Source organism: Streptomyces sp. NPDC054975 (genome assembly GCF_053609105.1).
Window position 1 is genome coordinate 43,091 of sequence record NZ_JBSGWV010000026.1, and the last position, 24,417, is coordinate 67,507.

Consider the following 24,417-nt stretch of genomic DNA (forward strand, 5'->3'; position numbering starts at 1 on the left):
CGTCACCTCCTGGGAATCCTGAACTCGGGCTGATGTGCGGTTACTTGGCGCCGAGACCGGCGTCGGAGGCCGCGGGTCGGCCCGCTGCCTTCAGGACCCTGTTGAGGGGCCCCAGGTCGTAGATGCCGTTCAGGTCGGGCTGCTTGAGGAGACCGGCCTTCACCGCGTGGCCGGCCTGCGCCTGGAGGGTCGCCGCCAGCGGGTCGTCCGTGAACTGAATCGACGGCCACGCGCCGTTGATCACCTTGGCGCCCAGCGGCTTGCCGGTGAGTTCCTTGAGTTTGGTGTTGGCGGAGGCCTTGGCCTTGTCGGGGTTGGCGTTGATCCACTGGTTCGTCTTCAGTGAGCCGCGGAGGACGGCCTCGACGACGTCGGGGTGCTGGGTGAGGAACTTCTGGGACACGATGATGTTCGTGATGACGAACTTGTTGTCGGGCCAGAGGGTGGACTCGTCGAGGAGGACCTTGGCGCCTTCGCTGACCAGCTTGGAGGCGGTGGGCTCGGGGACCCAGGCGCCGTCGATGGCGCCGGTCTTGTAGGCGTCGGGGGTGACCTTGTTGTCCGTGCGGAGGACGGAGACGTCGCCCTTGCCGCTTTGGGGGTCGACCTTCCAGCCCTTCTCCGAGATCCAGTTGAGGAAGGCGACGTCCTGGGTGTTGCCGAGTTGGGGGGTCGCGATCCGCTTGCCCTTGACGTCGTCCAGGGTCTTGATCTTGGCCGGGTTGACCACGAGCTTGACGCCGCCGGAGGCGGAACCGGCGATGATGCGCAGGTTCTTGCCCTTGGACTTGGCGTAGCCGTTGATCGCGGGGGAGGGGCCGATGAACCCGATGTCGATCGAGTCGGCGTTCAGTGCCTCGATCTCCGAGGGGCCGGCATTGAAGGTGGAGACCTTCAGCTCCGTGCCGCCGAGCTCCTTCTGGAGGATGCCCTCCTGGTCGCCCACCAGGGCGGTGGCGTGGGTCAGGTTCGGGAAGTAGCCCACCCGGACCGACTCCGCCGAGAGCTTCGCGCCCGCCGGGACCACCTTCCGCTCGTCGCTCTTCGCCTGGGACCCGTACCCGCACGAGGCGAGCGCGCCGATCAGCAGCGGCAGCGCCGCGAGAGCGGCGATCGAGCGGCGCGGAGTGGGACGGAAGGCAGGCACGGAGGTGGTTCCCCTCAGGGTCTTCGAAGATTTCTTCGGCTATGTCGTTCGTGGTACGGGTCGAGCGGCATCGCGCCGCGTACACGGCGCTTCGGCATCAGCAGGCACATCGCGCGACACCTCCGCTCCCCGCGCCGAGGGCGCCGGAACCCACGCGGCCGCCCTCCTTGGCGAAGGTGCCGTAGACGTCGTCGTAGGCCATGTCAGAAGTCCCAGCCCTCGTCGTCGCCCGCCGCGTCCGCCCCGGCCGTCACGGCCTTGGCGTCGGCGAAGGACGCGCCCGCCATGCCGGCCGCGAGCGTCGTGCCGTCCGCCGGGTCGATCAGCAGGAACGAGCCGGTACGGCGCGAGTCGGCGTACGCGTCGAGCGCGAGCGGCTCGGCGGTACGGACCTTCACCCGGCCGATGTCGTTGGCGACGAGCTGCCCCGGCTCGGGGTGCTGGGAGAGGTCGTCCAGGGTCAGCCGGGACGGGATCTCCTTGACGATCGCCTTGACCGTGCGGGTGGTGTGCTTGAGCAGCACCCGCTGGCCGACGGTGAGCGGCTGGTCCGCCACGTGGCAGACCGTCGCCTCGACGTCCTGGCTGGTGGCCGGGGCGTCACCGCTCGGGGCGAGCAGGTCGCCTCGCGAGATGTCGATGTCGTCGGCGAGCCGGATCGTCACCGACTGCGGCGCCCAGGCGATGTCCACCGACTCGCCCAGCGCGTCGATCGCGGTGATCGTGGACGTCTTCCCCGAGGGCAGGACGGTGATCTGCTCGCCGACCCGGAAGGCGCCGGCCGCGATCTGGCCCGCGTAACCCCGGTAGTCCGGGTGCTCGGCGGTCTGCGGACGGATCACGTACTGCACGGGGAACCGCGCGTGGCAGGCCGTCAGGTCGTGGCTGACCGGGACGGTCTCCAGGTGCTCCAGGACCGTCGGGCCGCCGTACCAGTCCATGTTGGCGGACGGCTCCACCACGTTGTCACCGGCCAGCGCGGAGATCGGGATCGCGGTGATCTCCGGGACGCCGAGCTCGGAGGCGTACGTCGTGAACTCCTCGGCGATCGCGGCGAAGACGGGCTCCGCGTAGTCGACGAGGTCCATCTTGTTGACCGCAAGGACCACGTGCGGGACCCGCAGCAGCGCCGCGACGGCCGCGTGCCGGCGGGTCTGCTCGACCACACCGTTACGGGCGTCGACCAGGACCACGGCCAGCTCGGCGGTCGAGGCGCCGGTGACCATGTTCCGGGTGTACTGCACGTGCCCCGGGGTGTCGGCCAGGATGAACCGGCGGCGCGGGGTCGCGAAGTAGCGGTACGCCACGTCGATCGTGATGCCCTGCTCCCGCTCGGCCCGCAGACCGTCGGTGAGCAGCGCCAGGTCGGGCGCCTCCTGGCCGCGCTTGAGGGAAGCCGCCTCCACGGCCTCCAACTGGTCCGTCAGGACCGACTTGGAGTCGTGCAGCAGCCGGCCCACCAGCGTGGACTTGCCGTCGTCGACGGACCCGGCGGTCGCGAAACGCAGCAGGGTGGTCGCCGAGACGTCGGCGAACTGCTCGGTGGTGCTCGTCATGGCTAGAAGTACCCTTCGCGCTTGCGGTCTTCCATCGCGGCCTCGGACATCTTGTCGTCGGCGCGGGTCGCACCCCGCTCGGTGAGGCGGGAGGCGGCGATCTCGGCGATGACGGCGTCCAGCGTCGTGGCGTCGGAGTCGACGGCGCCCGTGCAGGACATGTCACCGACGGTGCGGTAGCGGATCAGCCGCGTCTCCACCGTCTCGGTGTCCTTGGGGCCGCCCCACTCGCCGGCCGTCAGCCACATGCCGTTGCGGGCGAAGACCTCGCGCTCGTGGGCGAAGTAGATCTCCGGCAGCTCGATGGACTCGCGGGCGATGTACTGCCAGACGTCCAGCTCGGTCCAGTTGGAGAGCGGGAAGACGCGGACGTGCTCACCGGGCGCGTGGCGGCCGTTGTAGAGCTGCCACAGCTCCGGGCGCTGGCGGCGCGGGTCCCACTGCGAGAACTCGTCGCGCAGCGAGAACACCCGCTCCTTCGCGCGGGCCTTCTCCTCGTCGCGCCGCCCGCCACCGAAGACGGCGTCGAAACGGTGCTGCTGGATCGCCTCGGTCAGCGGCACCGTCTGCAGCGGGTTGCGCGTCCCGTCGGGACGCTCGCGCAGCTTCCCGGCGTCGATGTACTCCTGCACGGAGGCGACGTGCAGCCGCAGCCCGTGCTGGGCGACGACCCGGTCGCGGTACTCGATGACCTCGGGGAAGTTGTGCCCCGTGTCGACGTGCAGCAGCGTGAACGGCACCGGCGCCGGCGCGAACGCCTTCAGCGCCAGGTGCAGCATGACGATGGAGTCCTTGCCGCCGGAGAAGAGGATCACCGGCCGCTCGAACTCGCCCGCCACCTCACGGAAGATGTGGACGGCCTCGGACTCCAGCGAGTCCAGGTGCGACAGCGCGAACGGGCTGTCGGTCTCCTCATGAACATGGGCAACGGTGGTCACTCTGCACCCCTTTCGTTCGCTTCTCCGCCTGCGCGGCGCAGAGGCGCGAGCATCGTCGTCGTCTGCGGACCGGCGGCCGCGCACGCGTCGCTCACAGCAAGCCCCTCTCGGTGAGCAGCGCGTACAGCTGCGCCGCGGACTCCTGCACGGTCTGGTTCTGGGACTCGATCCGCAGATCCGGGTTGAGCGGCTCGTCGTACGGGTCGTCGACCCCGGTCAGGCCGCTGAGCTCGCCTGCGGCCTGCTTGGCGTAGAGCCCCTTCACATCGCGTACGGAGCACACGTCCACCGGAGTGGCGACGTGCACCTCGACGTACGGGGTGCCCTCGGACTGGTGGCGCTTGCGGACGGCCTCGCGGCTGTCCTCGTACGGGGCGATGACCGGGACCAGCACCTTCACGCCGTTCGAGGCGAGCAGTTCGGCGACGAAGCCGATCCGCTGCACGTTGGTGTGCCGGTCCTCGCGGCTGAAGCCGAGGCCCGCGGAGAGGAACTCGCGGATCTCGTCGCCGTCGAGCACCTCGACCTGGTGGCCTTCGCCGCGCAGGGTGCCGGCGAGCTCGTACGCGATGGTGGTCTTGCCGGCGCTGGGCAGGCCCGTGAGCCAGATGGTGGCACCGGTCACGTGATTCTCCTGGGAATTCTCAGTGGTGGTCATCAGCCGTGCAGCCCGCATTCGGTCTTGGACCGGCCGGCCCAGCGGCCGGACCGGGCGTCCTCGCCCTCCGCGACGCGGCGGGTGCAGGGCGCGCAGCCGACGGAGGCGTAACCGTCCATGAGGAGCGGGTTGGTGAGGACACCGTGCTGGGCGACGTACGCGTCGACGTCGTCCTGGCTCCAGCGGGCGATGGGGGAGATCTTGACCTTCTGCCGCTTCTCGTCCCAGCCGACGACCGGGGTGTTCGCCCGGGTCGGGGACTCGTCGCGGCGCAGGCCGGTCGCCCAGGCGCGGTACGCGGTCAGGCCCTCTTCGAGCGGCTTGACCTTGCGCAGCGCGCAGCAGAGGTCGGGATCGCGGTCGTGCAGCTTCGGGCCGTGCTCGGCGTCCTGCTCGGCGACCGTCCGGCGCGGCGTCAGGGTGATGACGTTGACGTCCATCACGGCGTCGACCGCGTCACGGGTGCCGATGGTCTCGGGGAAGTGGTAGCCGGTGTCGAGGAAGACCACGTCCACGCCGGGCATGGCGCGGGAGGCGAGGTGGGCGACCACGGCGTCCTCCATGGAGGAGGTCACGCAGAACTGCTTGCCGAAGGTCTCGGCCGCCCACTGGAGGATCTCCAGCGCGGAGGCGTCCTCCAGGTCGCGCCCGGCCTGCTCGGCGAGCGCCTTCAGGTCGGTGGACTCGGTGATGCTCTGAGTGGTCGTCATATCTCTTCCCCTCCAGCGGATTTGCTCGAAGTACCCGGGGCGAGGAGCCCCAGGAACTTCAGCTGGAAGGCTCGACTGCATGCCCGGCATTCCCAGGCGCCGTGACCGTTCTCGTGCGGGAACAGGTCCTCGTCGCCGCAGTACGGGCAGTAGAACGGGGCTGCACGCTCGCTCACGACAGCGCCTCCTCGGAGGCACGCGCCGCCCAGGTGGCGAAGCGCTCGCCGTCCTCGCGCTGCTCCTGGAAGCGCGTGAGGACCCGCTCGACGTAGTCCGGCAGCTCGGCCGAGGTGACCTTCAGGCCACGGACCTTGCGGCCGAAGCCGGCCTCCAGGCCGAGGGCGCCGCCCAGGTGGACCTGGTAGCCCTCGACGCGGTTGCCGTCGTCGTCAAGGACCAGCTGGCCCTTGAGACCGATGTCCGCGACCTGGATACGGGCGCAGGCGTTCGGGCAGCCGTTGATGTTGATGGTGATCGGCTCGTCGAACTCGGGGATGCGGCGCTCGAGTTCGTCGATGAGGGAGGCGCCGCGCGCCTTGGTCTCGACGATCGCCAGCTTGCAGAACTCGATGCCCGTGCAGGCCATCGTGCCGCGCCGGAACGGGGACGGGTTGACCTGCAGGTCGAGCGCCTCCAGGGCGGCGACCGCCGCGTCGACCTGGGCCTCCTCGACGTCCAGCAGGATCATCTTCTGGTCGGCGGTGGTCCGCAGCCGGGCCGAGCCGTGCTGCTCGGCCAGGTCGGCGATCTTGGTCAGGGTGGCGCCGTCGACCCGGCCGACGCGCGGCGCGAAGCCCACGTAGAAGCGGCCGTCCTTCTGCCGGTGCACGCCCATGTGGTCGCGCCACTGTCCGGCCGGCTGCGCGGGGGCGGGGCCGTCGGTCAGCCTGCGCTTCAGGTACTCGTCCTCCAGGACCTGGCGGAACTTCTCCGGGCCCCAGTCGGCGACGAGGAACTTCAGCCGGGCGCGGGTGCGCAGCCGGCGGTAGCCGTAGTCGCGGAAGATCGAGATGACGCCCTCGTAGACGTCCGGGACCTCCTCCAGGGAGACCCAGGTGCCCAGGCGGACGCCCAGCTTGGGGTTGGTGGAGAGGCCGCCGCCGACCCAGACGTCGAAGCCGGGGCCGTGCTCGGGGTGTTCGACTCCCACGAAGGCGATGTCGTTGATCTCGTGCGCCACGTCGAGCAGCGGCGAGCCGGAGACGGCCGACTTGAACTTGCGGGGCAGGTTGGAGAAGTCCTTGTTGCCCACGATCCGGCGGTAGATCTCGTCGATGGCGGGCGTGCCGTCGATGATCTCGTCCTCGGCGATCCCGGCGACCGGCGAGCCGAGGATGACGCGCGGGGTGTCGCCGCACGCCTCGGTCGTCGAGAGGCCGACGGCCTCGAGCCGGTTCCAGATCTCGGGAACGTCCTCGATGCGGATCCAGTGGTACTGGACGTTCTGCCGGTCGGTGATGTCGGCGGTGCCGCGCGCGAACTCCTGGGAGATCTCGCCGATGACCCGCAGTTGTTCGGTCGTCAGCCGGCCGCCGTCGATGCGGACCCGGAGCATGAAGTACTCCGCGTCCAGCTCCTCCGGCTCCAGGACACCCGTCTTGGTGCCGTCGAGGCCCTCCTTGCGCTGGGTGTAGAGACCCCACCAGCGCATCCGGCCCCGCAGGTCGTTGGGGTCGATCGAGTCGAATCCACGCTTGGAGTAGATCGTCTCAATGCGTGTCCGCACATTGAGACCGTCGTCGTCCTTCTTGAACTGCTCATTGCCGTTCAGCGGGGTGAAGTGCCCCACGGCCCACTGGCCCTCGCCACGGTGACGGCTCACCTTGCGGCGGGGCGTGGCGGGTGCGGAGTTTTCCGGGGTGGCGGCCATGGCGTTTTGTCCTTCGGGACTGCGGGAGGGCGGCTCTGACCTGCACACTCGTACGTGGGTCAGGGGATGGCGCGACGGTGCGCAGCAGGGTCGGTCTGAAAGGTGCTCGCGGCGGTGCTGGTTCTCTCAGCGCGCCGAACACATGGCGCTGGACATGCGGCCGAGGTCGACGTGCCGCCGACTCACCAAGGCAATTCCAGTTCCAGACATGACGGAAGCGTGTCACGGGACTTTGGACCCAGTCCAGCTTCGTCCGCTATGTGGACATGACTGTCTCGTCTGGCGAGATGGTGTGGTGTGGGTCACACCCCGGCCCTCCCGCGGGCCCGGGACGTGCGCCTCCGCCGTGGCTCAGGCTCAGGCGTGCGCGCCGGGCCACGGGCCGGGCGTCTCGGACTCCTCGACCTCCTCCACCTTGGTGTCGAAGAGGCGGAAGCCCCGGCGCAGGTAGTTGTCCATCGCGTGCGGCCCGTCCAGCGAGCACGTGTGCAGCCACACCCGCCGCGTCGCCTCCCGCTCCGGCCACCGCTCGGCCAGGTCCCAGGCGCGCTGGACGCCGTACGAGAGCAGGTGCCCGCCGATCCGGCGGCCCCGGAAGGCGGGGATCAGCCCGAAGTAGATGATCTCCACGACCCCGTCGGCCTGCGGGTCCAGCTCCACGTACCCGGCCGGCGTCCCCTTGTCGTACGCCACCCAGATCTCGGCCCCGGGCTTCTCGACGATCTCCTGCCACTGCTTGTACGTCAGCGACAGCCGGTCGTTCCAGCGGATGTCGCCACCGACCGCCGTATAGAGGAAGCGGCTGAACTCGGGCGAGGGCACCTCGGCACGCCGGATCGTGACGTCGTCCCCCTCCGGCGGGGTCGCGGGACGCAGATCGGACGGCGAGGTCTGTTCGAGGGACCAGGTGGTGAGAGTGATGCGCATGCCTTCATCGCATCATGCGGAGCACCGGATTCCCAGGGCGGCCCCTGGCCGGGGGCCAGGCGGACGCCACCGTGAGCCGACTGTCCGCATGCTGGACAGGGGGAGATCCCAGGCCGGCCCGGGGGGCCACGCGAGCCGCGCTCTGGCCTACGCCCGTCCCGCTCTGGCCTACGCCCGTCCCGCTCTGGCTGGCCTACGCCGGTCCCGCTCTGGCCTAACGCCGGTGCCGCTCTGGCCTACGCCGGGCCCGGTCTGGCCTACGCCGGTGCCGCTCTGGCCTACGCCGGTCCCGGTCTGGCCTACGCCGGCCCCGACCTGGCCTACGCCGGTCCCGGTCTGGCCTACGCCGGCCCCGACCTGGCCTAGCCGAGTCCCGACCTCGCCTACGCGAGCCCCGACCGGGCCGACCTGGCCGACCGGACCGCCGGGGCCGTCGAATGGGGCAGCAGGTCCGCCGGGTCGTCCGGGCCCACGATCTCGACCCCGACCTCCTCGCTGAAGCGGTACGGGCGGTGGGCCAGCACGCTCGCGAGGTTGCGGCGGATCCGCGACATCTCGGCGCGTACCGTCACCGTCCTCGTCCGGTCGCCGAACACGTCCTCGGCCAGCTCCGCCGCGGTCCGCCCGTCCCGGTGCAGCGCCAGGACGTACAGCAGCTCCGCGTGGCGCGGGCTCAGCTCCTGCGACCAGCTGCCCGCCGCCCCGAACACCGCCAGCGACCAGCGGCGCGGCCGGCTCAGATCGAGCACCACCCGGCTGACCGCCTCCGCGCCCGGCGCCGCCGAGGCCCCCGACCGGCGGTCCTCGACCCGGAGCAGCCAGCCGCCCGGCAGCGGCTCCACCGCGCACATCCCCAGCGACGGCAGCCATACCCGCCCGGCCCGGAACGACTTCGGCAGCGCGATCCGGTCCACCGGCGCGAGCCCGGTGACCGCGGCCGTCCAGCCGTGCGCGTCCACCGCGACCGCGCGCCCGCCCACCCGGCACAGGATCGGCGCGGCCACCGAGCGCAGCCGCTCGATCGACCGCAGATGGCGGTCGCGCATCTCCGCCTCGGCGAGCTGCGCCACCGAACCGACGAGCGCGAGCGTCGACGGATGGAAACTCGACGCCGGTCCGCTCACGTCCACGATCCCCAACAGCCGCTGGTCGCGCGGATCGTGGACCGGGGCCGCCGCACAGGTCCAGCTGTGCAGCGTCTGGACGTAGTGCTCGGCCGAGTGGACCTGGACGGCCCGTCCCATGGCGAGCGCCGTGCCCACCGCGTTCGTCCCGGTGGTGTGCTCGGTCCAGGCCGCGCCCTCCTCCAGGCAGATGCCGTTGGCCTGCCGCATCACCGAGAGGTTGCCCTCGCGCCACAGCACCCGGCCCTGCTCGTCGGTCACCACCATGATCTGCATCGAGGCGTCCGCGATCCCGGCGAGCATCGTGCTCAGGGTGCGCATCACCTCGCCGAGGACGGTCGTGCGGCGCCGCTGCTCCAGCTCGTCGCGCTGGAGCAACACACTGCTGGTGCCCTGGTCCGGGTCCAGACCGAGCCGGAACATCCGCTGCCAGGAGGCGTCGATGACCGGCCGGGGAGCGATCGGCGGCGTCCGGCCGGCCAGGGTCTCCTCCCGTACCTGGTGCAGCAGTCGGGTCGCCTGGGCGGCGTCCATGGCGGCGAGCCGGCTCATGTCGAGCCGAGTGTCGTTCAGCTGCGTGTTCTTCATCGGTCTCTCCCAGCCACCCTCGCTGCTGCGTGTGCTGTATCGGTTCTGCGGGATTCCGGAGCCTGGTGCCCATCGTGCCGTCCGACAAAGCACGCGTCTCGCAATCCTGCAACCCTTTGCAACTCTGGTAGCAACCGCTCTCGTGCGTGAGGGTGGTGCGAGCGGAGGGTGGTGCCGTGTCGGCGCAGCACCACCCACCGCTTTTCCGTCATGAGCCGGGGATCAGACCTCCACCCGCGCCCGCTCCACCACCGCCGCCAGATCCAGCGTCGAGGGCAGCGTCCCGAACGCCGTGCCCCAGTCGCCGCCCAGCCGCGAGGCGCAGAACGCGTCCGCCACCTCCGCCGGCGCCCACCGCACCAGCAGCGACCCCTGCAACACCAGGGCCATCCGCTCCACAAGCCGCCGCGCCCGCCCCTCGATCCCGTCCAGGTCGGCCAGTTCCGCCAGCATCTCCCGGATCGCCCCGTCCAGCCGGTGGTCCGCGCCCCGCGCCTTCCCGACCTCCGTCAGGAACGCGTTCAGTGCCACCGGCTCCCTCTGCAAGGCCCGCAGCACGTCAAGGGCCTGGACGTTCCCGGAGCCCTCCCAGATCGAGTTGAGCGGCGACTCGCGCAGCAGCCGGGGCATCCCCGACTCCTCGACGTAGCCGTTGCCGCCCAGACACTCCAGCGCCTCCGCCACCATCGGCGTACACCGCTTCGTCACCCAGTACTTCGCCACCGGCACCGCGATCCGCGCGAACGCCCGCTCGTCCTCGCTGTCCGTGTCGTACGCCGCCGCCAGCCGCATCCCCAGGGCCGTCGCCGCCTCCGACTCCAACGCCAGATCCGCCAGGACGTTGCGCATCAGCGGCTTCTCGATCAGCACCCCGCCGAACGCCCGCCGGTACGCGGCGTGGTGCACGGCCTGGGCCACCGCCTGCCGCATCAGCGCCGCCGAGCCCAGCACACAGTCGAGCCGTGTCGCCGCCACCATCCCGATGATCGTGCGGACCCCGCGTCCCTCGTCCCCGACCCGGCGCGCCCACGTCGTCCCGTCGAACTCGACCTCGGCGGAGGCGTTCGACCGGTTGCCGAGCTTGTCCTTGAGCCGCTGGATCGCGAACGCGTTCCGCGTGCCGTCCGGCAGGATCCGGGGCACCAGGAAGCAGGTCAGGCCGCCGGGCGCCTGCGCGAGGACGAGGAAGGCGTCCGACATCGGCGCCGAGCAGAACCACTTGTGCCCGGTGAGCACATACGTGCCGTCCTCGGCCAGCGGCCGCGCCTCGGTCGTGTTCGCCCGTACGTCGCTGCCGCCCTGCTTCTCCGTCATCCCCATCCCGAAGAGCACCCCGGCCTTCTCCGTCGGCGGCCGCAGCCCCTCCTCGTACACGAGCGAGGTCAGCAGCGGCTCCCACACGGCGGCCAGCTCCGGGTCCGTCCGCAGCGCGGGCACGGCCGCGTGCGTCATCGACAGCGGGCAGCCGTGCCCCGCCTCGATCTGCGTCGTGAGGACGAAGCCCGCGGCGCGCCGCACATGACCACCCGGACGGCCCCACGCGTTCGTCAGCCCGGCGCCCACCGCCCGTCCCAGGAGCCGGTCCCAGGCGGGGTGGAAGTCGACCTCGTCGATCCGGTTGCCGTACCGGTCGTGCGTCCGCAGCCGAGGCGGACACGTGTTCGCGAGCTCCCCCCACACCCGCGCCTGATCCGAACCGGCGGACCGGCCGAAACCGGCCAGCTCCTCGCGCGCGTCGGCGTAGACGTCCGGGTCGAGATGGCGTTCCACCGCCTCGCCGAGGGCCCGGTCCGCCGAGAAGACGTCGTATCCCACCAGGGGCGGAGGCTGGTTGGTCACGGTGTGGGTGCTGGCTGCCATGCCGATACGGTAAGGAGGTGCAGGCAGCAAAAGAAACACCCGAGCGGCGGCCCGGGAACCGACTCCACCGGGCGCGAGTCCTCTACCGCAACGTATCGAAGCGGAAGATGGTCTGGCTGCTCCTGAAGGACACCGTCAACTCGTGCATCGAGTACCGCATCCTCGGCCTCGCCGCCGAAGCCGCCTTCTTCACCCTGCTGTCCCTGCCGCCGCTGCTCCTCGGGCTCATCGCCCTCCTCGGCTACGCCGACGACTGGACCAACACCGACACGGTCGCCAGCATCGAGGAGAACATCCTCAACGCCGCCCGGACCGTCCTCTCCGACCGGGGTGTCCGCGAGATCGCCAAACCGCTCCTGGACGACGTCACCCAGGGCACCCGCCCCGAACTCGTCTCGCTCGGCTTCGCCATCGCCCTGTGGTCCGGCTCGCGCGCCGTCAACGTCTTCATCGACACCATCACCGTGATGTACGGACTCGACGGCCACCGCGGAATCGTCAAGACCCGGCTCCTGGCCTTCCTGCTCTACATCGTGGCGCTGCTCATCGGCGCGGTCGTGCTGCCGCTCGCCGTCGTCGGACCCGACCGGGTGGTGGAGCTGATCCCGTGGGGCACGGAGGTCGTCTCCGTCCTCTACTGGCCGGTCGTCATCCTGCTCTCCATCGCCTTCCTCACCACGCTGTACCACGTGTCCGTGCCGGTCAGGTCGCCGTGGATCGAGGACATCCCGGGCGCGCTGGTGGCCCTCGGGATGTGGGTGCTCGGCAGCTTCCTGCTGCGGATCTACCTCACCAGCCAGGTCGAGGGCCCGACCATCTACGGCTCCCTCGCCGCGCCCATCGCCGTCCTCCTGTGGATCGGCATCTCCGCCTTCGCCGTGCTCGTCGGCGCGGCGGTGAACGCGGCGATCGACCGGGTCTGGCCCTCGGTCGCCACCGCCGCCGCCCGTGAGGCCTCCGACCGCGCCCGCGCCGCCCAGGCAGCCGACCTCGTCGCCCGCCTGCGCGCGGAGGCGGACGACGTGGACGAGGACGACCCCGACATGCCGTCGGAGTTCCCCGAACGCTGGTCGCGCTTCCTGCCCCCGGACGACGTCAAGTCACGGCTGCACTCCGGCTGGGAGAAGGACTGACACCGCACCTACCCTCGGAAGGGTGTACGAGGAACGCCCCGCGGTGCTCGACGGCGCGGTCGTCTGGACGCTGACGCCAGGGCCTCAGGCCCCGGTGCCCGTGCTGCCCGACGGCTGCATGGACCTGCTGTGGCACGACGGCCGGCTGCTCGTCGCGGGCCCCGACACGTTCGCGTACGTCCCCGAGGGCGCGCCGGGCCGCTACACCGGCCTCCGCTTCGCACCCGGTGACGCGCCCGCCCTGCTCGGCGTACCGGCGAGCGCCCTGCGCGACCGGCGGGTCGACCTGGGCGCGCTCTGGGGCGAGGCGCGGGCCCGGCGGCTCGCCGAGCAGGTGTCCGCCACGCCCGACCCGGGCGCCGCCCTGGAGGCCCTCGCCGTCCGCCGGGCGGCGGACGCCCCGGACCCCGACCCGCTGATCCGTACCGTCGCCCGCCGCCTGGCCGCCGGACGGCCCGTGGCGGAGACCGCCGACGCCGTCGGCCTCGGCGCCCGCCAACTGCACCGGCGGTCGCTGGACGCCTTCGGCTACGGACCGAAGACGCTGGCCCGGATCCTGCGGCTCCAGCGCGCCCTGGCCCTGATCAGGGCGGGCGTCCCGTACGCCGACGCGGCGCTCCGCGCAGGCTGCGCGGACCAGGCCCACCTGGCGCGCGAGACCCGCGCGCTGGCCGGTACGACCCTGTCGGCCTACGCCTCGGCCTGGGCGAAGAGGGAGACCCCGCAGCCGTCCGGGTCGAGCACGACGGCGTAGCGCTGGCCCCACACCGCGTCCCAGGGCTTCAGATGCCCCTGGTACCCGGCCGCGACGAGCGTCTCGTACGTGGCGTCCACCTCCCGGGGCGTGCCGCAGAGGAACGCGAGCCCGATCCGGTCACCGCCCTCGGGTCGGGACCAGCCGGGATCGAAGGACCGGACGACCTCCTCGGTGTCCCACGCGATCCGCATCCCGCCGGGCAGAGCGGCCTCCACGTGCGGCTGTGTGTCGGCCTCGGCGGGAATGTCGAGACCGAGCCGCCGGTAGAAGGCGAGCGAGGCGGCCATGTCGGCGACGACAAGGCCGATGACGTCGAGTCGTGGAGTGTTCATGGGGGAACGGTAGGCACCGCGCCCGCCCGGGGTCTTGTACGAATCGGACGCGGACGGACCGGAGAGTGCGGGCGCGGCGCCCGACGTACGCTGAGAGCGGGACCGCACCCGACGGAGGTGCCGGCATGACCGCATCGGCCATACCCCAGGGGCCCGGGGCCACCGCCTGGGCACCCGAGACGGTGACCACCGAGCCGTACAACGCCCAGACGCCCGTGGCCGCGCTCACCGCCCCGGTGACGCCCGCCGACGCCCTCTTCGTACGGGACCACTTCGGCATCCCGCGCACGGAGACCGGCCGGTGGCGGCTGCGCGTCGACGGCGCCGTGACCACACCGCTCACCGTCGACTACGAGCAGCTCGTCGCCCTCGGCCGGACCGGGCGCCGCGAGCTCGACGTCGTCCTGGAGTGCGCGGGCAACGGACGCGCCCTGATGAACCCCCGGCCGCCGGGCCTGCCCTGGGAGCGCGGGGCGGTCGGCTGCGCCCGGTTCGCGGGCGTGCCCTTCCACCTGGTCGCCGCCTCGGCCGGGGTCGACCCGCGGGCGGTCGAGTTCGTCTTCGCCGGGGCGGACACCGGGCCCGTCCACGGGCGGCCCGTCGCCTTCGAGCGCGCCCTCCCGCTCGCGGAGGCCCTGCACCCCGACACCCTGCTCGCCACCCACCTCAACGGCGAACCGCTCCCGCCCCGGCACGGCGCCCCGGTCCGGCTCGTGGTGCCCGGACGGTACGCGGTCGCGGACGTGAAGTGGCTCGTCCGCGCCCGGGCCGTCACCGCCCCCTTCACGGGCGTCTTCCAGACCGAGGAGTACGTCTACATCGCCTCGGACGGCACCCCCGACGGGCCCGTCGGGGCGATCCGCGTCAAGTCGCTCATCACCGCGCCCGAACAGGACGAGGCCCTGCGGCGGGGGACGGAGACCGTCGTGCGCGGCAGGGCCTGGTCGGGCGGCGGGCGGACCGTCGGCCGCGTCGAGGTCCGGGCCGAGGACGAGGACGGTACGGGGCCGGGGGAGGGCGTCCCGGACGCGGAGTGGCACGACGCCGAACTGGAGCCTCCCACCGGTCCGTACGCCTGGACGGGCTGGTCGTACCCGTGGACACCGCGCCGTCCCGGCCGGTACCGGCTGCTGGCCCGGGCGACCGACTCCCACGGCGCCACCCAGCCGGAACGCGCTCCCTGGAACGCCCAGGGCTACGGCTGCAACGCGGTCGCCTCGGTCGAGGTGGTCGTCGTCTGATCCCCGGGGAACTCCGCGATCTCCACGACCCCTTCGTCCCCCGGGAAAATGGCTCGCGCGAGCCGACGGGGCGGAGCTATCGTGTGGTCGTTCCTGCGGGGCTGTGCGCTCGCAGGTATCGACACGGGTACCCGAACCGGTGTCGCCGCAGGGGAAACAGGAGGTGTGACCGATGGCTGTCATGACGACGGGCGCTGCCCGCATTCAGAAGCTCATCAACTCCACCTCCGTGGTCTCCGGCTGACCTTCCTTCCTTTCCGCGCGTCCACGCGGCGCGTGCCGGGGCCACCCTTGTGAAGGGTCAACCCCCCTTGTCTTTCTCCTCTCTTCAGGCTTCGACCTCGCACGCCCTCACCCCGTACGGCTGGGACGAGAGCTGGGAGGCCGCGTTCGCTCCCTACGCCGAGCAGGGGCTCCTGCCCGGCCGTGTCCTGCGGGTCGACCGGGGTCAGTGCGACCTGGTCACCCCGATCGGCACCCTCCGGGCCGACACCGAGTTCGTCGTGCCCCGCGACCCGCTGAAGGTCGTCTGCACGGGAGACTGGGCCGCCGTCGACCCGGACGGCGACCCCCGTTACGTACGGGCCCTCCTCCCGCGCCGCACCGCGTTCGCGCGGTCCACGTCCTCCAAGCGGTCCGAGGGACAGATCCTCGCCGCCAACGTCGACCACGCGATCATCACCGTCTCGCTCGCCGTGGAGCTCGACCTCGGGCGCGTCGAGCGCTTCCTGGCCCTGGCCTGGGAGTCCGGCGCGCAGCCGCTCGTCGTCCTCAGCAAGGCGGACCTGGTGCCCGACCCGGTCGGGCTCTCGTACCTCGTCGAGGACGTGGAGACCGTGGCGCCGGGTGTCCAGGTGCTGCCCGTCAGCGCCACGACCGGCGAGGGGCTCGACGTGCTGGGCGCGCTGGTGGCCGGCGGGACGAGCGTGCTGCTCGGTGTCTCCGGCGCCGGGAAGTCCACGCTCGCCAACACCCTCCTCGGCGAGGACGTCATGTCCGTCCAGGCGGCCCGTGACGTGGACGGCAAGGGCCGCCACACCACGACCACCCGCAACCTGCTCGTGCTGCCCGGAGGCGGTGTCCTCATCGACACGCCGGGTCTGCGCGGCGTCGGGCTCTGGGATGCCGAGACCGGCGTCGGCCAGGTCTTCTCGGAGATCGAGGCCCTGGCCGAGGAGTGCCGCTTCCACGACTGCGCCCACGAGGCGGAGCCCGGCTGCGCCGTGACGGCGGCGGTCGAGGACGGCTCCCTGGCACCGCGCCGCCTCGAGAGCTACCGCAAGCTGCTCCGCGAGAACCAGCGGATCGTCGCCAAGACCGATGCCCGCCTGCGCTCCGAGATGCTCAAGGACTGGAAGCGCAAGGGCGCGGAGGGCCGCGCGGCCATGGAGGCAAAGCGCGGCGGCACCGGCGGTCGCGCCCGGCACTCGGGCTGGTAGGCCCGAACCGGCGGTACGGGGCTTGGCCGCCCCGTACCGCCCCATCACAGCGCCGTGTCCGAAAACCGCCAGCCGGCCCTCCGGGACTCGCTCACACTGGAGGGCGTGAGGGAACAGGACGACACCGGTCAGGGCAGCGGCGAGGATCGTCGGTACGAGGCGGTCAGCAGTCGGGACGCACGGTTCGACGGCGCGTTCTTCTTCGCCGTCGAGACGACCGGGATCTACTGCCGGCCCAGCTGCCCCGCCGTCACGCCCAAGCGCAAGAACGTCACGTTCTTCCCGACGGCCGCCGCCGCTCAGGGCCACGGCTTCCGTGCCTGTCGGCGCTGCCGCCCGGACGCCGTGCCCGGCTCGGCCGAGTGGAACGTCCGCGCCGACGTCGCCGGCCGCGCCATGCGGATGATCGGGGACGGCGTCGTCGACCGCGAGGGCGTGCCCGGCCTCGCCGGACGGCTCGGCTACAGCGCCCGCCAGGTGCAGCGCCAGCTCACCGCCGAGCTGGGCGCGGGCCCCGTCGCCCTCGCCCGCGCCCAGCGCGCCCACACCGCCCGGCTGCTCCTGCAGACCACCGGGCTGCCCGTCACCGAGATCGCCTTCGCGTCCGGCTTCGCCAGCGTGCGCCAGTTCAACGACACCATCCGCCGCATCTACGCCCGTACCCCCACCGAACTGCGCGGCGAGGCCGGAACCGGCGCCGGGCCCCGTACCGCGCTCGCCGCCGGCGTGCCGCTGCGGCTCGCCCACCGGGGCCCGTACGCCGCCCGGGAGGTCTTCGACCTGCTCGCCGCAGAGGCCCTTCCCGGCGTCGAGGAGGTGCTCGGCGACCCCGGCGCCCGCACCTACCGCCGTACGCTCCGCCTCCCGTACGGCACCGGCCTCGCCTCCGTCGACGAGCGCTCCGCCGGGCCCTGGCTGGAGGCCCGGATCCACCTCACCGACCTGCGGGACCTCACCACCGCCGTCCAGCGGCTGCGCCGCCTCCTCGACCTGGACGCCGACCCCTACGCCGTCGCCGAACACCTCGGCGCCGACCCCGTCCTCGCCGCGCGGGTCGCCGCCCGCCCCGGCGTACGGTCGCCGGGCGCGGCCGACCCCGAGGAGTTCGCGCTCAGGACCGTGGCCGGTCCCGACGAGGCGGCCCGCCTCGTCCAGGCCCACGGCACACCCCTGGACAACGCCTGCGGCACGCTCACCCACCTCTTCCCCGAGCCCGCCGCGCTCACCGCCCACCCCGAGGCCGGCCCGCTCGCCGCCGCGCTCGCCGCCGGGGCCGTACGCCTCGACCCGGGCGCCGACCGCGACGAGGCGGAGCGCGCCCTGAGCGCCGTCACCGGCGTCACGGCCTCCCACGCCGCCCTCATCCGGATGCGCGCCCTCGGCGACCCGGACGTGGCCCCCGAGGGCGACGCCGCCCGCTCCGGGACATGGCGGCCCTGGCGCTCGTACGCCCACCGGTACCTGGAGCTCGCGGCCGTACCGGCACAATGAGCCCATGATCAGCACAGACCTGCTCGTCCCCGGCGACCGCGACGCCTGGGAGCGTCTCTTCCGCGCCTACATCGACTTCTACGGCCGCAGCGAGCCCGACGCGATGTACGAGCGGGCCTGGAACGCCTTCCAGGACGGCACCCGGCTCCACGCGCGCGTGGCCCGGCTCGACGGCCGAGTCGTCGGCCTCACCCACTTCTTCGTCCACCCCAGCACCTCGGGGCCGGACGTCTGCTACCTCCAGGACCTCTTCACCGACCCCGAGGCGCGCGGCAAGGGCGTGGCGCGCGCCCTGATCGCCGCCGTGACGGAGTGGGCGCGGGAACAGGGCTGCGACCGGGTCTACTGGAACACCCAGGCGTCCAACACCACCGCGCGCCACCTGTACGACAAGGTCGCCCGCGACACGGGCTTCATCAGGTACCAGATCGATCTTCCGAAGTAGCCGCGGAGGTCTCGGCAAGGCCCCAGCTGTGGATCCGGCGGGGGTGGATCCGGATGACCTCCTCGCTGAAGTGCGGGCCGAGCTCGTGGTTTTCGACCAGGAGCTCGGCCACGCCCCGGATCTCCACCCCGCGCACCCGCCAGGGCCGTACGCTCGCCAGGTCGTCGACGACCAGGGCCACCTTGGGGTTCGCCCGGAGGTTGCGCCACTTCTTCGAGCGGCCCATGGCGAGCCCGCCGACCAGGACGGTGCCGTCCGCCTGCGGGAAGAAGCCGACCGGGTTGGCCTGGGGCTGGCCCGTGGGGTCGACCGTGGCCATCCGGGCGAGCCGCTGCGTCCGGAGATAGGCGAGTTCGGCGTCGCTGAAGCCCTCGAAGTCCCTCATCCGGCCAGCATCGCGCGCCGACCCCGCCGCCCGCATCGGCGCTCCGACCGAGGCCGGGGCGGGCTGTGGTCCTAGGTCCTCAGCCCCAGATCAGCGCGCCCACCCACGCGCCGAGGATCAGCAGGCAGGCGAAGAGCTCGACGAGGATGCTCCTCCCCGCCGCCCGCATCACCGTGCGCGTGGACGCCCTGGCCTGGCCGTGGCCGCCCAGGCGGAGCCGCTCGGAGAGGTAGATCCCGCCGATGAAACCGGGGATCGCGCCGAGCACGGGGACCAGGAAGAAGCCGAGGAAGGCGCCGACTCCGGCGTACGTCACCATCCGCCGGGTGATGCCGACGCCCCGGATCCGGCGCTGCGGCAGCAGCCATACGACCACCTGGGTGAGCAGGAGCAGCGCGGTCGAGGCGACGAGCAGGATCCAGGCGAGCCCGCTCTGCTCGTTCAGCGACCACCAGAGCATGGCCGCCCACACCAGCCACGGCCCCGGCACGCCGGGAGCCATGACCCCGAACAGGCCGAGCAGCATCACCATCGCGACGAGCAACAGCTGCCACACACCCATCTGCCCAGCGTGCAGGACCCCTGATCTGCCCGCAGGTCGCAGCGTACGTACGGGGGGACGGTCCGGCCTCCTTCGGTACGGCGCCAGGCCCGCCCCGCCGCGCCCGCCCGCGAGCCGCCCCGCCGAGGCCCCGGCCGCGCCCGCCCGTGAGCCCCGGCCCTCCAGGCCCCCGCCCTTACCCCCGGGCCACCCACCCCTTCTCGTACGCGTGCCAGCCCAGCTGGAGGCGCGTCGTCACGCCCGTCAGCTCCATCAGGCCCTTCACCCGGCGCTGGACCGTGCGCAGGCCCAGGTCCAGCTGTTTCGCCACGCTCGCGTCCGTCATGCCGGCCAGGAGCAGGGAGAGGACCTCCAGGTCCGTCGCGTCCGGACCCGGCGCCTCCGTCTCCGTGACCTGCGCGCCCGCGCCGAGCCGCAGCGGCAGCGCGTCGCGCCAGACCGCCTCGAAGAGCCCCATCAGGGACTCCAGGAGCCCGCTCGCGTGCACCACCAGCGCCGCCGGCTCCGCCCCCCGGCCGGTCAGCGGGACCATCGCCAGGGCCCGGTCCGCGACCACCAGCTTCGTCGGGACCCGGTCCACGACCCGGATCTCCTCGTCCCGGCCGAGCGCCGCCGACAGCTCGACGATCCCGGACGGCAGCGACAGGACCTCCCGCTCGACCACCACCCGGTAGTGCACGCCCCGCCCGGCCGCCAGCTCCTCCGCGTCGTTCTCCATGCCGGTCACCGCGATCGGCTTCCCCGTGACCAGCGCGCAGACCTCCTCCGTCGCGCCCAGCTGGAGCTGGAGGAAGCGATGCGTGACCGCGCTCGCGCCGGTCACCACCTCCACCAGGTCGTGCACCGCCGGCTCCGCCGCCTCCGCGCGGTACTCCGCCGCCAGCAGCGCCGCCGCCAGCTCCGCCTGCTCCAGCTCGTGCCGCTGCTGCGTGAGCAGCGCACCCAGGGCCACCCCCGGCGGCGCCGCGACCCACCGCCCGGTGCGCGCCGAGGACTGCGCGGCGAGCCCCTGCGACTCGAGGCGGCGCAGCGCCCGCTCGGTGTCCGACTCCGGCAGGGCGAGCCGGTGCGCCAGATCCGTCACCTCGGCCGCGCCCAGCGCGACCAGCGCGCGGTACGCGGATTCCTGCCGTTCGTCGAGACCTATCGCTCCCAGCATCGCTGCCCCACCCCTCACCGGCCGTCCTGGGACGTCCCGGGACATTCCCCGGACCTTCACCGGACGCATTCGTTCCGTTGGTGCCCTGGCGGGAATCGGCCACGGCGCATTCCCGCCGCGCCCATCATCCCTGTACCACCCTCACCTCTGCCAATGTGGCGCCACCGCAGCACCAACAGCCTCCGGGCGCGGGGCTTTCGCGTGCCCTTGCTCCGGAATCAGATGGGGAGAGCGATGCGCCCGATTTCGCGTACGGCCCTGGGGGCGGCGACCGCCGCCGTCCTGGCCGTCACCGCGGTCGCGCCGTCCACGGCCGCCGCGCCGCAGGACGACCCGGCCGGCAATCGACCGCTGGTCGGCAGCGAGGCCCACGGGGCCCGCGCCGGGGAACGGACCGCCACCGTCACCCTGGTCACCGGTGACCAGGTCCTCGTCAGCCGCGACGCCGCCGGGAACCCGGCCGCCACCGCGCTGCCCCGCGAGGACGGGACCGTGCCCTTCGTCCAGACCCGCCGCTCGGGCCAGGACCTGTACGTCTACCCCGAGGACGCCACCGCCGCCCTCGCCGCCGACCGCGTCGACGAGGAGCTCTTCAACGTCACCGGCCTGATCCGGCAGGGCTACGACGACGCCGGCACCAAGACGCTGCCCCTCATCGCCGTCTACGGCTCCGACGTCGCCCGTACCGTCCCGGCCACCCCGCGCGGAGCCCGGCGAGGCCAGGTCCTCAAGGCCGTCGACGGCGTCGCCCTCAAGGCCGACAAGAAGCAGGCCGCCGTCTTCTGGGCCGATGTGAACGGCCCGACCGCGCGGTCCGCCTCCGGGCTCAAGAAGCTCTGGCTCGACCGCAAGGTCCAGGCCACCCTGGAGCGTTCGACCCAGCAGGTCCACGCCCCCGAGGCCTGGGCCGCCGGCTTCGACGGCACCGGCACCAAGGTCGCCGTCCTCGACACCGGCGCCGACACCCAGCACCCCGACCTCAAGGGCCGGATCACCGCCTCGGAGAACTTCACGGACTCCGACACCGCCGAGGACCGCGGCGGCCACGGCACCCACACCCTCTCCACCGTCGGCGGCTCCGGCGCGGCGAGCGGCGGCAGGAAGAAGGGCGTCGCGCCCGGCGCGGAACTCCTCAACGGCAAGGTGCTGGGCGACCAGGGCTCCGGCGCCGCCTCCTGGATCATCGCCGGCATGGAGTGGGCCGTCGGGCAGGGCGCCGACGTCGTCTCCATGAGCCTCGGCAGCGCCCAACCGACCGACTGCACCGACCCGATGAGCGTCGCCGCCCAGGAACTCGCCCAGAACAAGGGCACGTTGTTCGTCGTCGCCGCCGGCAACTCCGGGCCGACGCTCAACACGGTCTCCTCGCCCGGCTGCGCCGCCGACGTCCTGACCGTCGGCGCCACCGACCGCGACGACTCCACCGCGTACTTCTCCAGCCGCGGCCCGACGATCGTCAACCACACCCTGAAGCCGGAGATCGCCGCCCCCGGCGTCGGCATCTCCGCCGCCGCGGTCGGCGGCCGGGGCGTGTACGCCTACCAGGCCATGTCCGGTACGTCGATGGCCGCCCCGCACGTCGCGGGCGCCGCCGCCATCGTCAAGCAGCGCCACCCCGACTGGACGGCGCAAGCGATCAAGGCGGCGCTCGTCTCGTCCGCCGAGAGTTCCGTCCCCGGCGACGTACGCGAGGTCGGCGGCGGCCGGCTCGACGTCAGGGCCGCCATCGACCAGACGGTCCTCGGCGCCGACGCCGTCCAGGGCGGCACCTTCAACTGGCCCCAGGACAAGAGTGATCGCACATCGGTGGCCGTCCCGTACACCAACACCTCCGACCAGGCGGTCACCCTGACGCTCGCCGTCGAGAAGGTCACCGGCAACGACGGCTCGCGCATCCGGTCCTCCGTCGCCCGGCTCGCCAAGCGCACCGTCACCGTCCCGGCCGGCGCGACCGCCGAGGTCCCGCTCGACCTGGACCCGGCCGCCCACCTGGAGCGCGCCCAGTACGGCGACGTCACCGGGCGGATCGTCGCCACCGGCCGCGGCGGCGTCCGCGTCTCCACGCCGTTCTCCCTCTACATCCAGCCCGAAACGGTCACCCTGCGCGTCAAGTTGATCGACCGTCAGGGCAGGCCCGCCGACGGCCCGTCGTCCCTGGACCTCATCGGCACCGACACCGCGAGCGGCGAGCGCCGCTTCAACGAGGGCTCCACCGACCAGGTCTTCCAGGTGCGGCCGGGCAGCTACTTCCTCAGCTCCTTCGTCGCCACCCCCGACGCGGGCGAGGGCGCCACGCTGAACGACTCGCTCACCTACCTGGCCCGCCCACAGATCGAGGTGGAGAAGGACACCACCGTCGCCCTCGACGCCCGCAGGGCCCACAAGCTGTCGGTGCGCACCGACAAGCCCGGTGAGCAGCGCGGCACCACCCTGGCGTTCTCCCGCTCCTGGGACGACACCTGGCTGCACGCCGGATCGGCGGCGGGCACCCGCTCGATCCGCGGCTACTACGCCTCGGTCGAAGGCCGCGCCGAAGACGGCGACTTCGAGTTCGGCAGCTACTGGCGCACCGCGGCCCCCCAGATCGCCTCCCTGAGGACGACGGACGGCACCGTCCTGCACCCGGTCACCGGCTCCCTCGGCTCCGACAACCTCGACGGCACCGGCTCCGCCCGGCTCGTCGACGCGGGCACCGGCACCCCCGGCGAGCTGACGGCGGCCGGCGTCAAGGGCGGGATCGCCCTGGTCCGGCTCCCGGACACCTCGACCAACGTCGGCACCGTCGCCCGTGACGCCAAGGCCGCCGGAGCCGTCGCCGTCCTCGCCCACCGCACCTCGACCGCGCGCTGGTACCCGACCGCCGGCTTCACGGGAGCCGGATTCCCGGTCCTCGCCGTCCCCTCGGCCGAGGCCGCGACGCTGCTCGGCAAGCTCTCCGCCGGCGAGGTCACCCTCACCTGGAAGGCCACCGCGCGGAGCCCCTACCTCTACAACCTCGCGTTCCCCGAGTCGGGCCAGATACGGGACGACACGTCCTACCGGGTCCGCGACGCCCAACTGGGCCGTACCGAGTCGACCTACGGCTCCATGGGCGTCGCCACCGACTTCATCGACAACGCCGCCGCCCGCCGGCCGGACGGCACGGCCGTCTCCTTCGGCGCCATCGAGCCGGTCCCGGCGCCCGGCACCCGGACCGAGTACTACACGGCCGGCGACACCCGGTGGGACCAGATGCTGTCCTCCAGCTTCCCGTTCGGCGAGTTCATGATCGGGGCCGAGCACGCGTACAAGGCCGGGGAGAAGCGGACCGAGCGCTGGTACGACGGCGTCGTCGCCCCGACCGCCCCGCAGGACGCGACCGGCAAGCCGGTTCTCGTCGCCGAACGACAGGGGAACCTCATAGGCTTCGCCAACTCCATGTGGGGCGACCACACCCACTACTCCCAGCCGGGATCCTTCGGGGACATCGGCAACCTCCGGTTGAGCAGGGACGGCGAGCTGCTCGGGGAGACCGGATGGCCGTTCGGGGTCTTCGAAGTCCCGTCCGAGCGCGGTACGTACACGCTCGAACAGAACACCATGAAGATCGGCAGCAAGGTGTGGAACCGCTCCACATCTGTCACCTCGGTATGGAAATTCACCTCCGAGCTTGACGAGAGCGTCTACTCTCAAGGCATCCCGATTCTCTTTCCCCGGTACACCCTGCCGGAGGACGGACTGAAGACGCTCGCCGCGACCGACGGCCAGCACATCGGCCTCACCGCTACGGGTCACGCGGGCCACACCCCCGCCGCTCTCACCTCGGCCCAGCTCTCGTACTCCTACGACGGAGGCACGACCTGGACGGAGGCGCAGGTCACGCGGCGGGACGGCATCTGGACGGCGACCGTGAACCACACGGGCGCGTCCGGCAAGCCGGTCACGCTGAAGACCGGACTGACGGACGCCCAGGGCAACTCCGTCACCCAGACCGTGGTCCGCGCTTACGACGTGCGCTGATCACGCCGGTCCGCCGGGCGTCCTTCCCGTGGGGGGTGGGGTCGTCCGGCGGACCTCTTTTTCGTCATGTCCCGTTTTCTGACGGCCTGTGCGGTG

22 protein-coding genes are annotated in these 24,417 nt (G+C 72.3%); 7 read left to right on the forward strand and 15 right to left on the reverse strand.

What is annotated here, in order from left to right:
- Positions 1 to 40 precede the first annotated feature (40 nt).
- The 11 genes from ACWF79_RS22340 to ACWF79_RS22390 form a co-directional block, all read right to left on the reverse strand.
- Positions 41 to 1,147: an ABC transporter substrate-binding protein gene (locus ACWF79_RS22340; RefSeq protein WP_453729882.1), complete on the reverse strand. Its 1,107-nt coding sequence runs from the start codon at positions 1,145 to 1,147 to the stop codon at positions 41 to 43.
- A gap of 203 nt (positions 1,148 to 1,350) precedes the next feature.
- Entirely contained in the window at positions 1,351 to 2,703 is a 1,353-nt protein-coding gene (locus ACWF79_RS22345; protein ID WP_453729883.1) for a sulfate adenylyltransferase subunit 1, read from the reverse strand.
- Positions 2,704 to 2,705: 2 nt separating this feature from the next.
- Positions 2,706 to 3,641: a sulfate adenylyltransferase subunit CysD gene (cysD, locus tag ACWF79_RS22350; RefSeq protein ID WP_453729884.1), complete on the reverse strand. Its 936-nt coding sequence runs from the start codon at positions 3,639 to 3,641 to the stop codon at positions 2,706 to 2,708.
- A gap of 91 nt (positions 3,642 to 3,732) precedes the next feature.
- Positions 3,733 to 4,317, reverse strand: coding sequence for an adenylyl-sulfate kinase (cysC, locus tag ACWF79_RS22355; protein WP_453729885.1), 585 nt, complete (start codon positions 4,315 to 4,317; stop codon positions 3,733 to 3,735).
- A complete protein-coding gene (locus ACWF79_RS22360; protein ID WP_453729886.1) occupies positions 4,299 to 5,009 on the reverse strand; it encodes a phosphoadenylyl-sulfate reductase in 711 nt (236 codons plus the stop codon). The genes cysC and ACWF79_RS22360 overlap by 19 nt, the downstream gene beginning before the upstream one ends.
- A complete protein-coding gene (locus tag ACWF79_RS22365; RefSeq protein WP_453729887.1) occupies positions 5,006 to 5,185 on the reverse strand; it encodes a hypothetical protein in 180 nt (59 codons plus the stop codon). Before ACWF79_RS22365 ends, ACWF79_RS22360 begins: the two co-directional genes overlap by 4 nt.
- The gene (locus ACWF79_RS22370; protein WP_453729888.1) at positions 5,182 to 6,879 is read right to left on the reverse strand and encodes a nitrite/sulfite reductase; all 1,698 of its coding nucleotides are present in this window, start codon (positions 6,877 to 6,879) and stop codon (positions 5,182 to 5,184) included. The genes ACWF79_RS22365 and ACWF79_RS22370 overlap by 4 nt, the downstream gene beginning before the upstream one ends.
- Before the next feature lie 126 nt (positions 6,880 to 7,005).
- On the reverse strand, positions 7,006 to 7,089 hold the full coding sequence (locus tag ACWF79_RS22375) for a putative leader peptide (protein WP_352077884.1): 84 nt from the start codon (positions 7,087 to 7,089) through the stop codon (positions 7,006 to 7,008).
- A gap of 147 nt (positions 7,090 to 7,236) precedes the next feature.
- Positions 7,237 to 7,806 carry a GNAT family N-acetyltransferase gene (locus tag ACWF79_RS22380; RefSeq protein ID WP_453729889.1) on the reverse strand — a complete coding sequence of 190 codons (570 nt, stop codon included), beginning with the start codon at positions 7,804 to 7,806 and terminating at the stop codon, positions 7,237 to 7,239.
- Between the two features lie 383 nt (positions 7,807 to 8,189).
- Positions 8,190 to 9,518: a GAF domain-containing protein gene (locus tag ACWF79_RS22385; protein ID WP_453729890.1), complete on the reverse strand. Its 1,329-nt coding sequence runs from the start codon at positions 9,516 to 9,518 to the stop codon at positions 8,190 to 8,192.
- A gap of 222 nt (positions 9,519 to 9,740) precedes the next feature.
- Positions 9,741 to 11,378, reverse strand: coding sequence for an acyl-CoA dehydrogenase family protein (locus ACWF79_RS22390; RefSeq protein WP_453729891.1), 1,638 nt, complete (start codon positions 11,376 to 11,378; stop codon positions 9,741 to 9,743).
- A 17-nt stretch (positions 11,379 to 11,395) separates the two neighbouring features.
- Here ACWF79_RS22390 and ACWF79_RS22395 point away from each other — a divergent pair, with 17 nt between their 5' ends.
- Both ACWF79_RS22395 and ACWF79_RS22400 read left to right on the forward strand, forming a co-directional pair.
- Positions 11,396 to 12,511 carry a YihY/virulence factor BrkB family protein gene (locus ACWF79_RS22395; protein WP_453729892.1) on the forward strand — a complete coding sequence of 372 codons (1,116 nt, stop codon included), beginning with the start codon at positions 11,396 to 11,398 and terminating at the stop codon, positions 12,509 to 12,511.
- 22 nt (positions 12,512 to 12,533) lie between these two features.
- Entirely contained in the window at positions 12,534 to 13,265 is a 732-nt protein-coding gene (locus ACWF79_RS22400) for a helix-turn-helix domain-containing protein (RefSeq protein ID WP_453729893.1), read from the forward strand.
- On the opposite strand, the gene ACWF79_RS22405 is transcribed toward ACWF79_RS22400, so the two are convergent.
- A complete protein-coding gene (locus tag ACWF79_RS22405; protein WP_453729894.1) occupies positions 13,202 to 13,600 on the reverse strand; it encodes a VOC family protein in 399 nt (132 codons plus the stop codon). The two genes, ACWF79_RS22400 and ACWF79_RS22405, sit on opposite strands and share 64 nt — an antisense overlap.
- 125 nt (positions 13,601 to 13,725) lie before the next feature.
- Between ACWF79_RS22405 and ACWF79_RS22410 the strand changes: the two genes are divergently transcribed.
- The 4 genes from ACWF79_RS22410 (at position 13,726) to ACWF79_RS22425 (ending at position 18,216) form a co-directional block, all read left to right on the forward strand.
- A complete protein-coding gene (locus ACWF79_RS22410) occupies positions 13,726 to 14,841 on the forward strand; it encodes a sulfite oxidase (protein WP_453729895.1) in 1,116 nt (371 codons plus the stop codon).
- A 311-nt stretch (positions 14,842 to 15,152) separates the two neighbouring features.
- Positions 15,153 to 16,280 (forward strand): ribosome small subunit-dependent GTPase A, encoded by a 1,128-nt coding sequence (gene rsgA, locus ACWF79_RS22415; protein WP_453729896.1) that lies wholly within the window; start codon positions 15,153 to 15,155, stop codon positions 16,278 to 16,280.
- Between the two features lie 105 nt (positions 16,281 to 16,385).
- Positions 16,386 to 17,771, forward strand: a complete 1,386-nt coding sequence (locus ACWF79_RS22420) for a bifunctional transcriptional activator/DNA repair enzyme AdaA (protein WP_453729897.1) — start codon at positions 16,386 to 16,388, stop codon at positions 17,769 to 17,771.
- 4 nt (positions 17,772 to 17,775) lie between these two features.
- Complete coding sequence (locus ACWF79_RS22425; protein ID WP_453729898.1) at positions 17,776 to 18,216, forward strand: N-acetyltransferase family protein; 441 nt, start codon at positions 17,776 to 17,778, stop codon at positions 18,214 to 18,216.
- On the opposite strand, the gene ACWF79_RS22430 is transcribed toward ACWF79_RS22425, so the two are convergent.
- From ACWF79_RS22430 to ACWF79_RS22440, 3 genes are all read right to left on the reverse strand, one after another.
- Positions 18,188 to 18,601 (reverse strand): PPOX class F420-dependent oxidoreductase, encoded by a 414-nt coding sequence (locus ACWF79_RS22430; protein WP_453729899.1) that lies wholly within the window; start codon positions 18,599 to 18,601, stop codon positions 18,188 to 18,190. The two genes, ACWF79_RS22425 and ACWF79_RS22430, sit on opposite strands and share 29 nt — an antisense overlap.
- Positions 18,602 to 18,680: 79 nt before the next feature.
- Entirely contained in the window at positions 18,681 to 19,163 is a 483-nt protein-coding gene (locus tag ACWF79_RS22435) for a DUF456 domain-containing protein (RefSeq protein ID WP_453729900.1), read from the reverse strand.
- A 175-nt stretch (positions 19,164 to 19,338) separates the two neighbouring features.
- Entirely contained in the window at positions 19,339 to 20,322 is a 984-nt protein-coding gene (locus ACWF79_RS22440; RefSeq protein ID WP_453729901.1) for a helix-turn-helix domain-containing protein, read from the reverse strand.
- A 234-nt stretch (positions 20,323 to 20,556) separates the two neighbouring features.
- Between ACWF79_RS22440 and ACWF79_RS22445 the strand changes: the two genes are divergently transcribed.
- Positions 20,557 to 24,321 (forward strand): S8 family peptidase, encoded by a 3,765-nt coding sequence (locus tag ACWF79_RS22445; RefSeq protein ID WP_453729902.1) that lies wholly within the window; start codon positions 20,557 to 20,559, stop codon positions 24,319 to 24,321.
- The last annotated feature ends 96 nt before the right edge of the window (positions 24,322 to 24,417 follow it).

What these genes read in the sequence shown, in the direction of transcription:
- ACWF79_RS22360 (WP_453729886.1), bottom strand. Translation starts at nt 5,009, where the DNA reads ATGACGACCACTCAGAGCATCACCGAGTCCACCGACCTGAAGGCGCTC.
- ACWF79_RS22430 (WP_453729899.1), bottom strand. Translation starts at nt 18,601, where the DNA reads ATGAGGGACTTCGAGGGCTTCAGCGACGCCGAACTCGCCTATCTCCGG.
- ACWF79_RS22385 (WP_453729890.1), bottom strand. Translation starts at nt 9,518, where the DNA reads ATGAAGAACACGCAGCTGAACGACACTCGGCTCGACATGAGCCGGCTC.
- ACWF79_RS22370 (WP_453729888.1), bottom strand. Translation starts at nt 6,879, where the DNA reads ATGGCCGCCACCCCGGAAAACTCCGCACCCGCCACGCCCCGCCGCAAG.
- ACWF79_RS22410 (WP_453729895.1), top strand. Translation starts at nt 13,726, where the DNA reads ATGACCGCATCGGCCATACCCCAGGGGCCCGGGGCCACCGCCTGGGCA.
- ACWF79_RS22435 (WP_453729900.1), bottom strand. Translation starts at nt 19,163, where the DNA reads ATGGGTGTGTGGCAGCTGTTGCTCGTCGCGATGGTGATGCTGCTCGGC.
- ACWF79_RS22345 (WP_453729883.1), bottom strand. Translation starts at nt 2,703, where the DNA reads ATGACGAGCACCACCGAGCAGTTCGCCGACGTCTCGGCGACCACCCTG.
- ACWF79_RS22380 (WP_453729889.1), bottom strand. Translation starts at nt 7,806, where the DNA reads ATGCGCATCACTCTCACCACCTGGTCCCTCGAACAGACCTCGCCGTCC.
- ACWF79_RS22440 (WP_453729901.1), bottom strand. Translation starts at nt 20,322, where the DNA reads ATGCTGGGAGCGATAGGTCTCGACGAACGGCAGGAATCCGCGTACCGC.
- ACWF79_RS22390 (WP_453729891.1), bottom strand. Translation starts at nt 11,378, where the DNA reads ATGGCAGCCAGCACCCACACCGTGACCAACCAGCCTCCGCCCCTGGTG.
- cysC (WP_453729885.1), bottom strand. Translation starts at nt 4,317, where the DNA reads ATGCGGGCTGCACGGCTGATGACCACCACTGAGAATTCCCAGGAGAAT.
- ACWF79_RS22405 (WP_453729894.1), bottom strand. Translation starts at nt 13,600, where the DNA reads ATGAACACTCCACGACTCGACGTCATCGGCCTTGTCGTCGCCGACATG.
- ACWF79_RS22375 (WP_352077884.1), bottom strand. Translation starts at nt 7,089, where the DNA reads ATGTCTGGAACTGGAATTGCCTTGGTGAGTCGGCGGCACGTCGACCTC.
- ACWF79_RS22425 (WP_453729898.1), top strand. Translation starts at nt 17,776, where the DNA reads ATGATCAGCACAGACCTGCTCGTCCCCGGCGACCGCGACGCCTGGGAG.
- ACWF79_RS22445 (WP_453729902.1), top strand. Translation starts at nt 20,557, where the DNA reads ATGCGCCCGATTTCGCGTACGGCCCTGGGGGCGGCGACCGCCGCCGTC.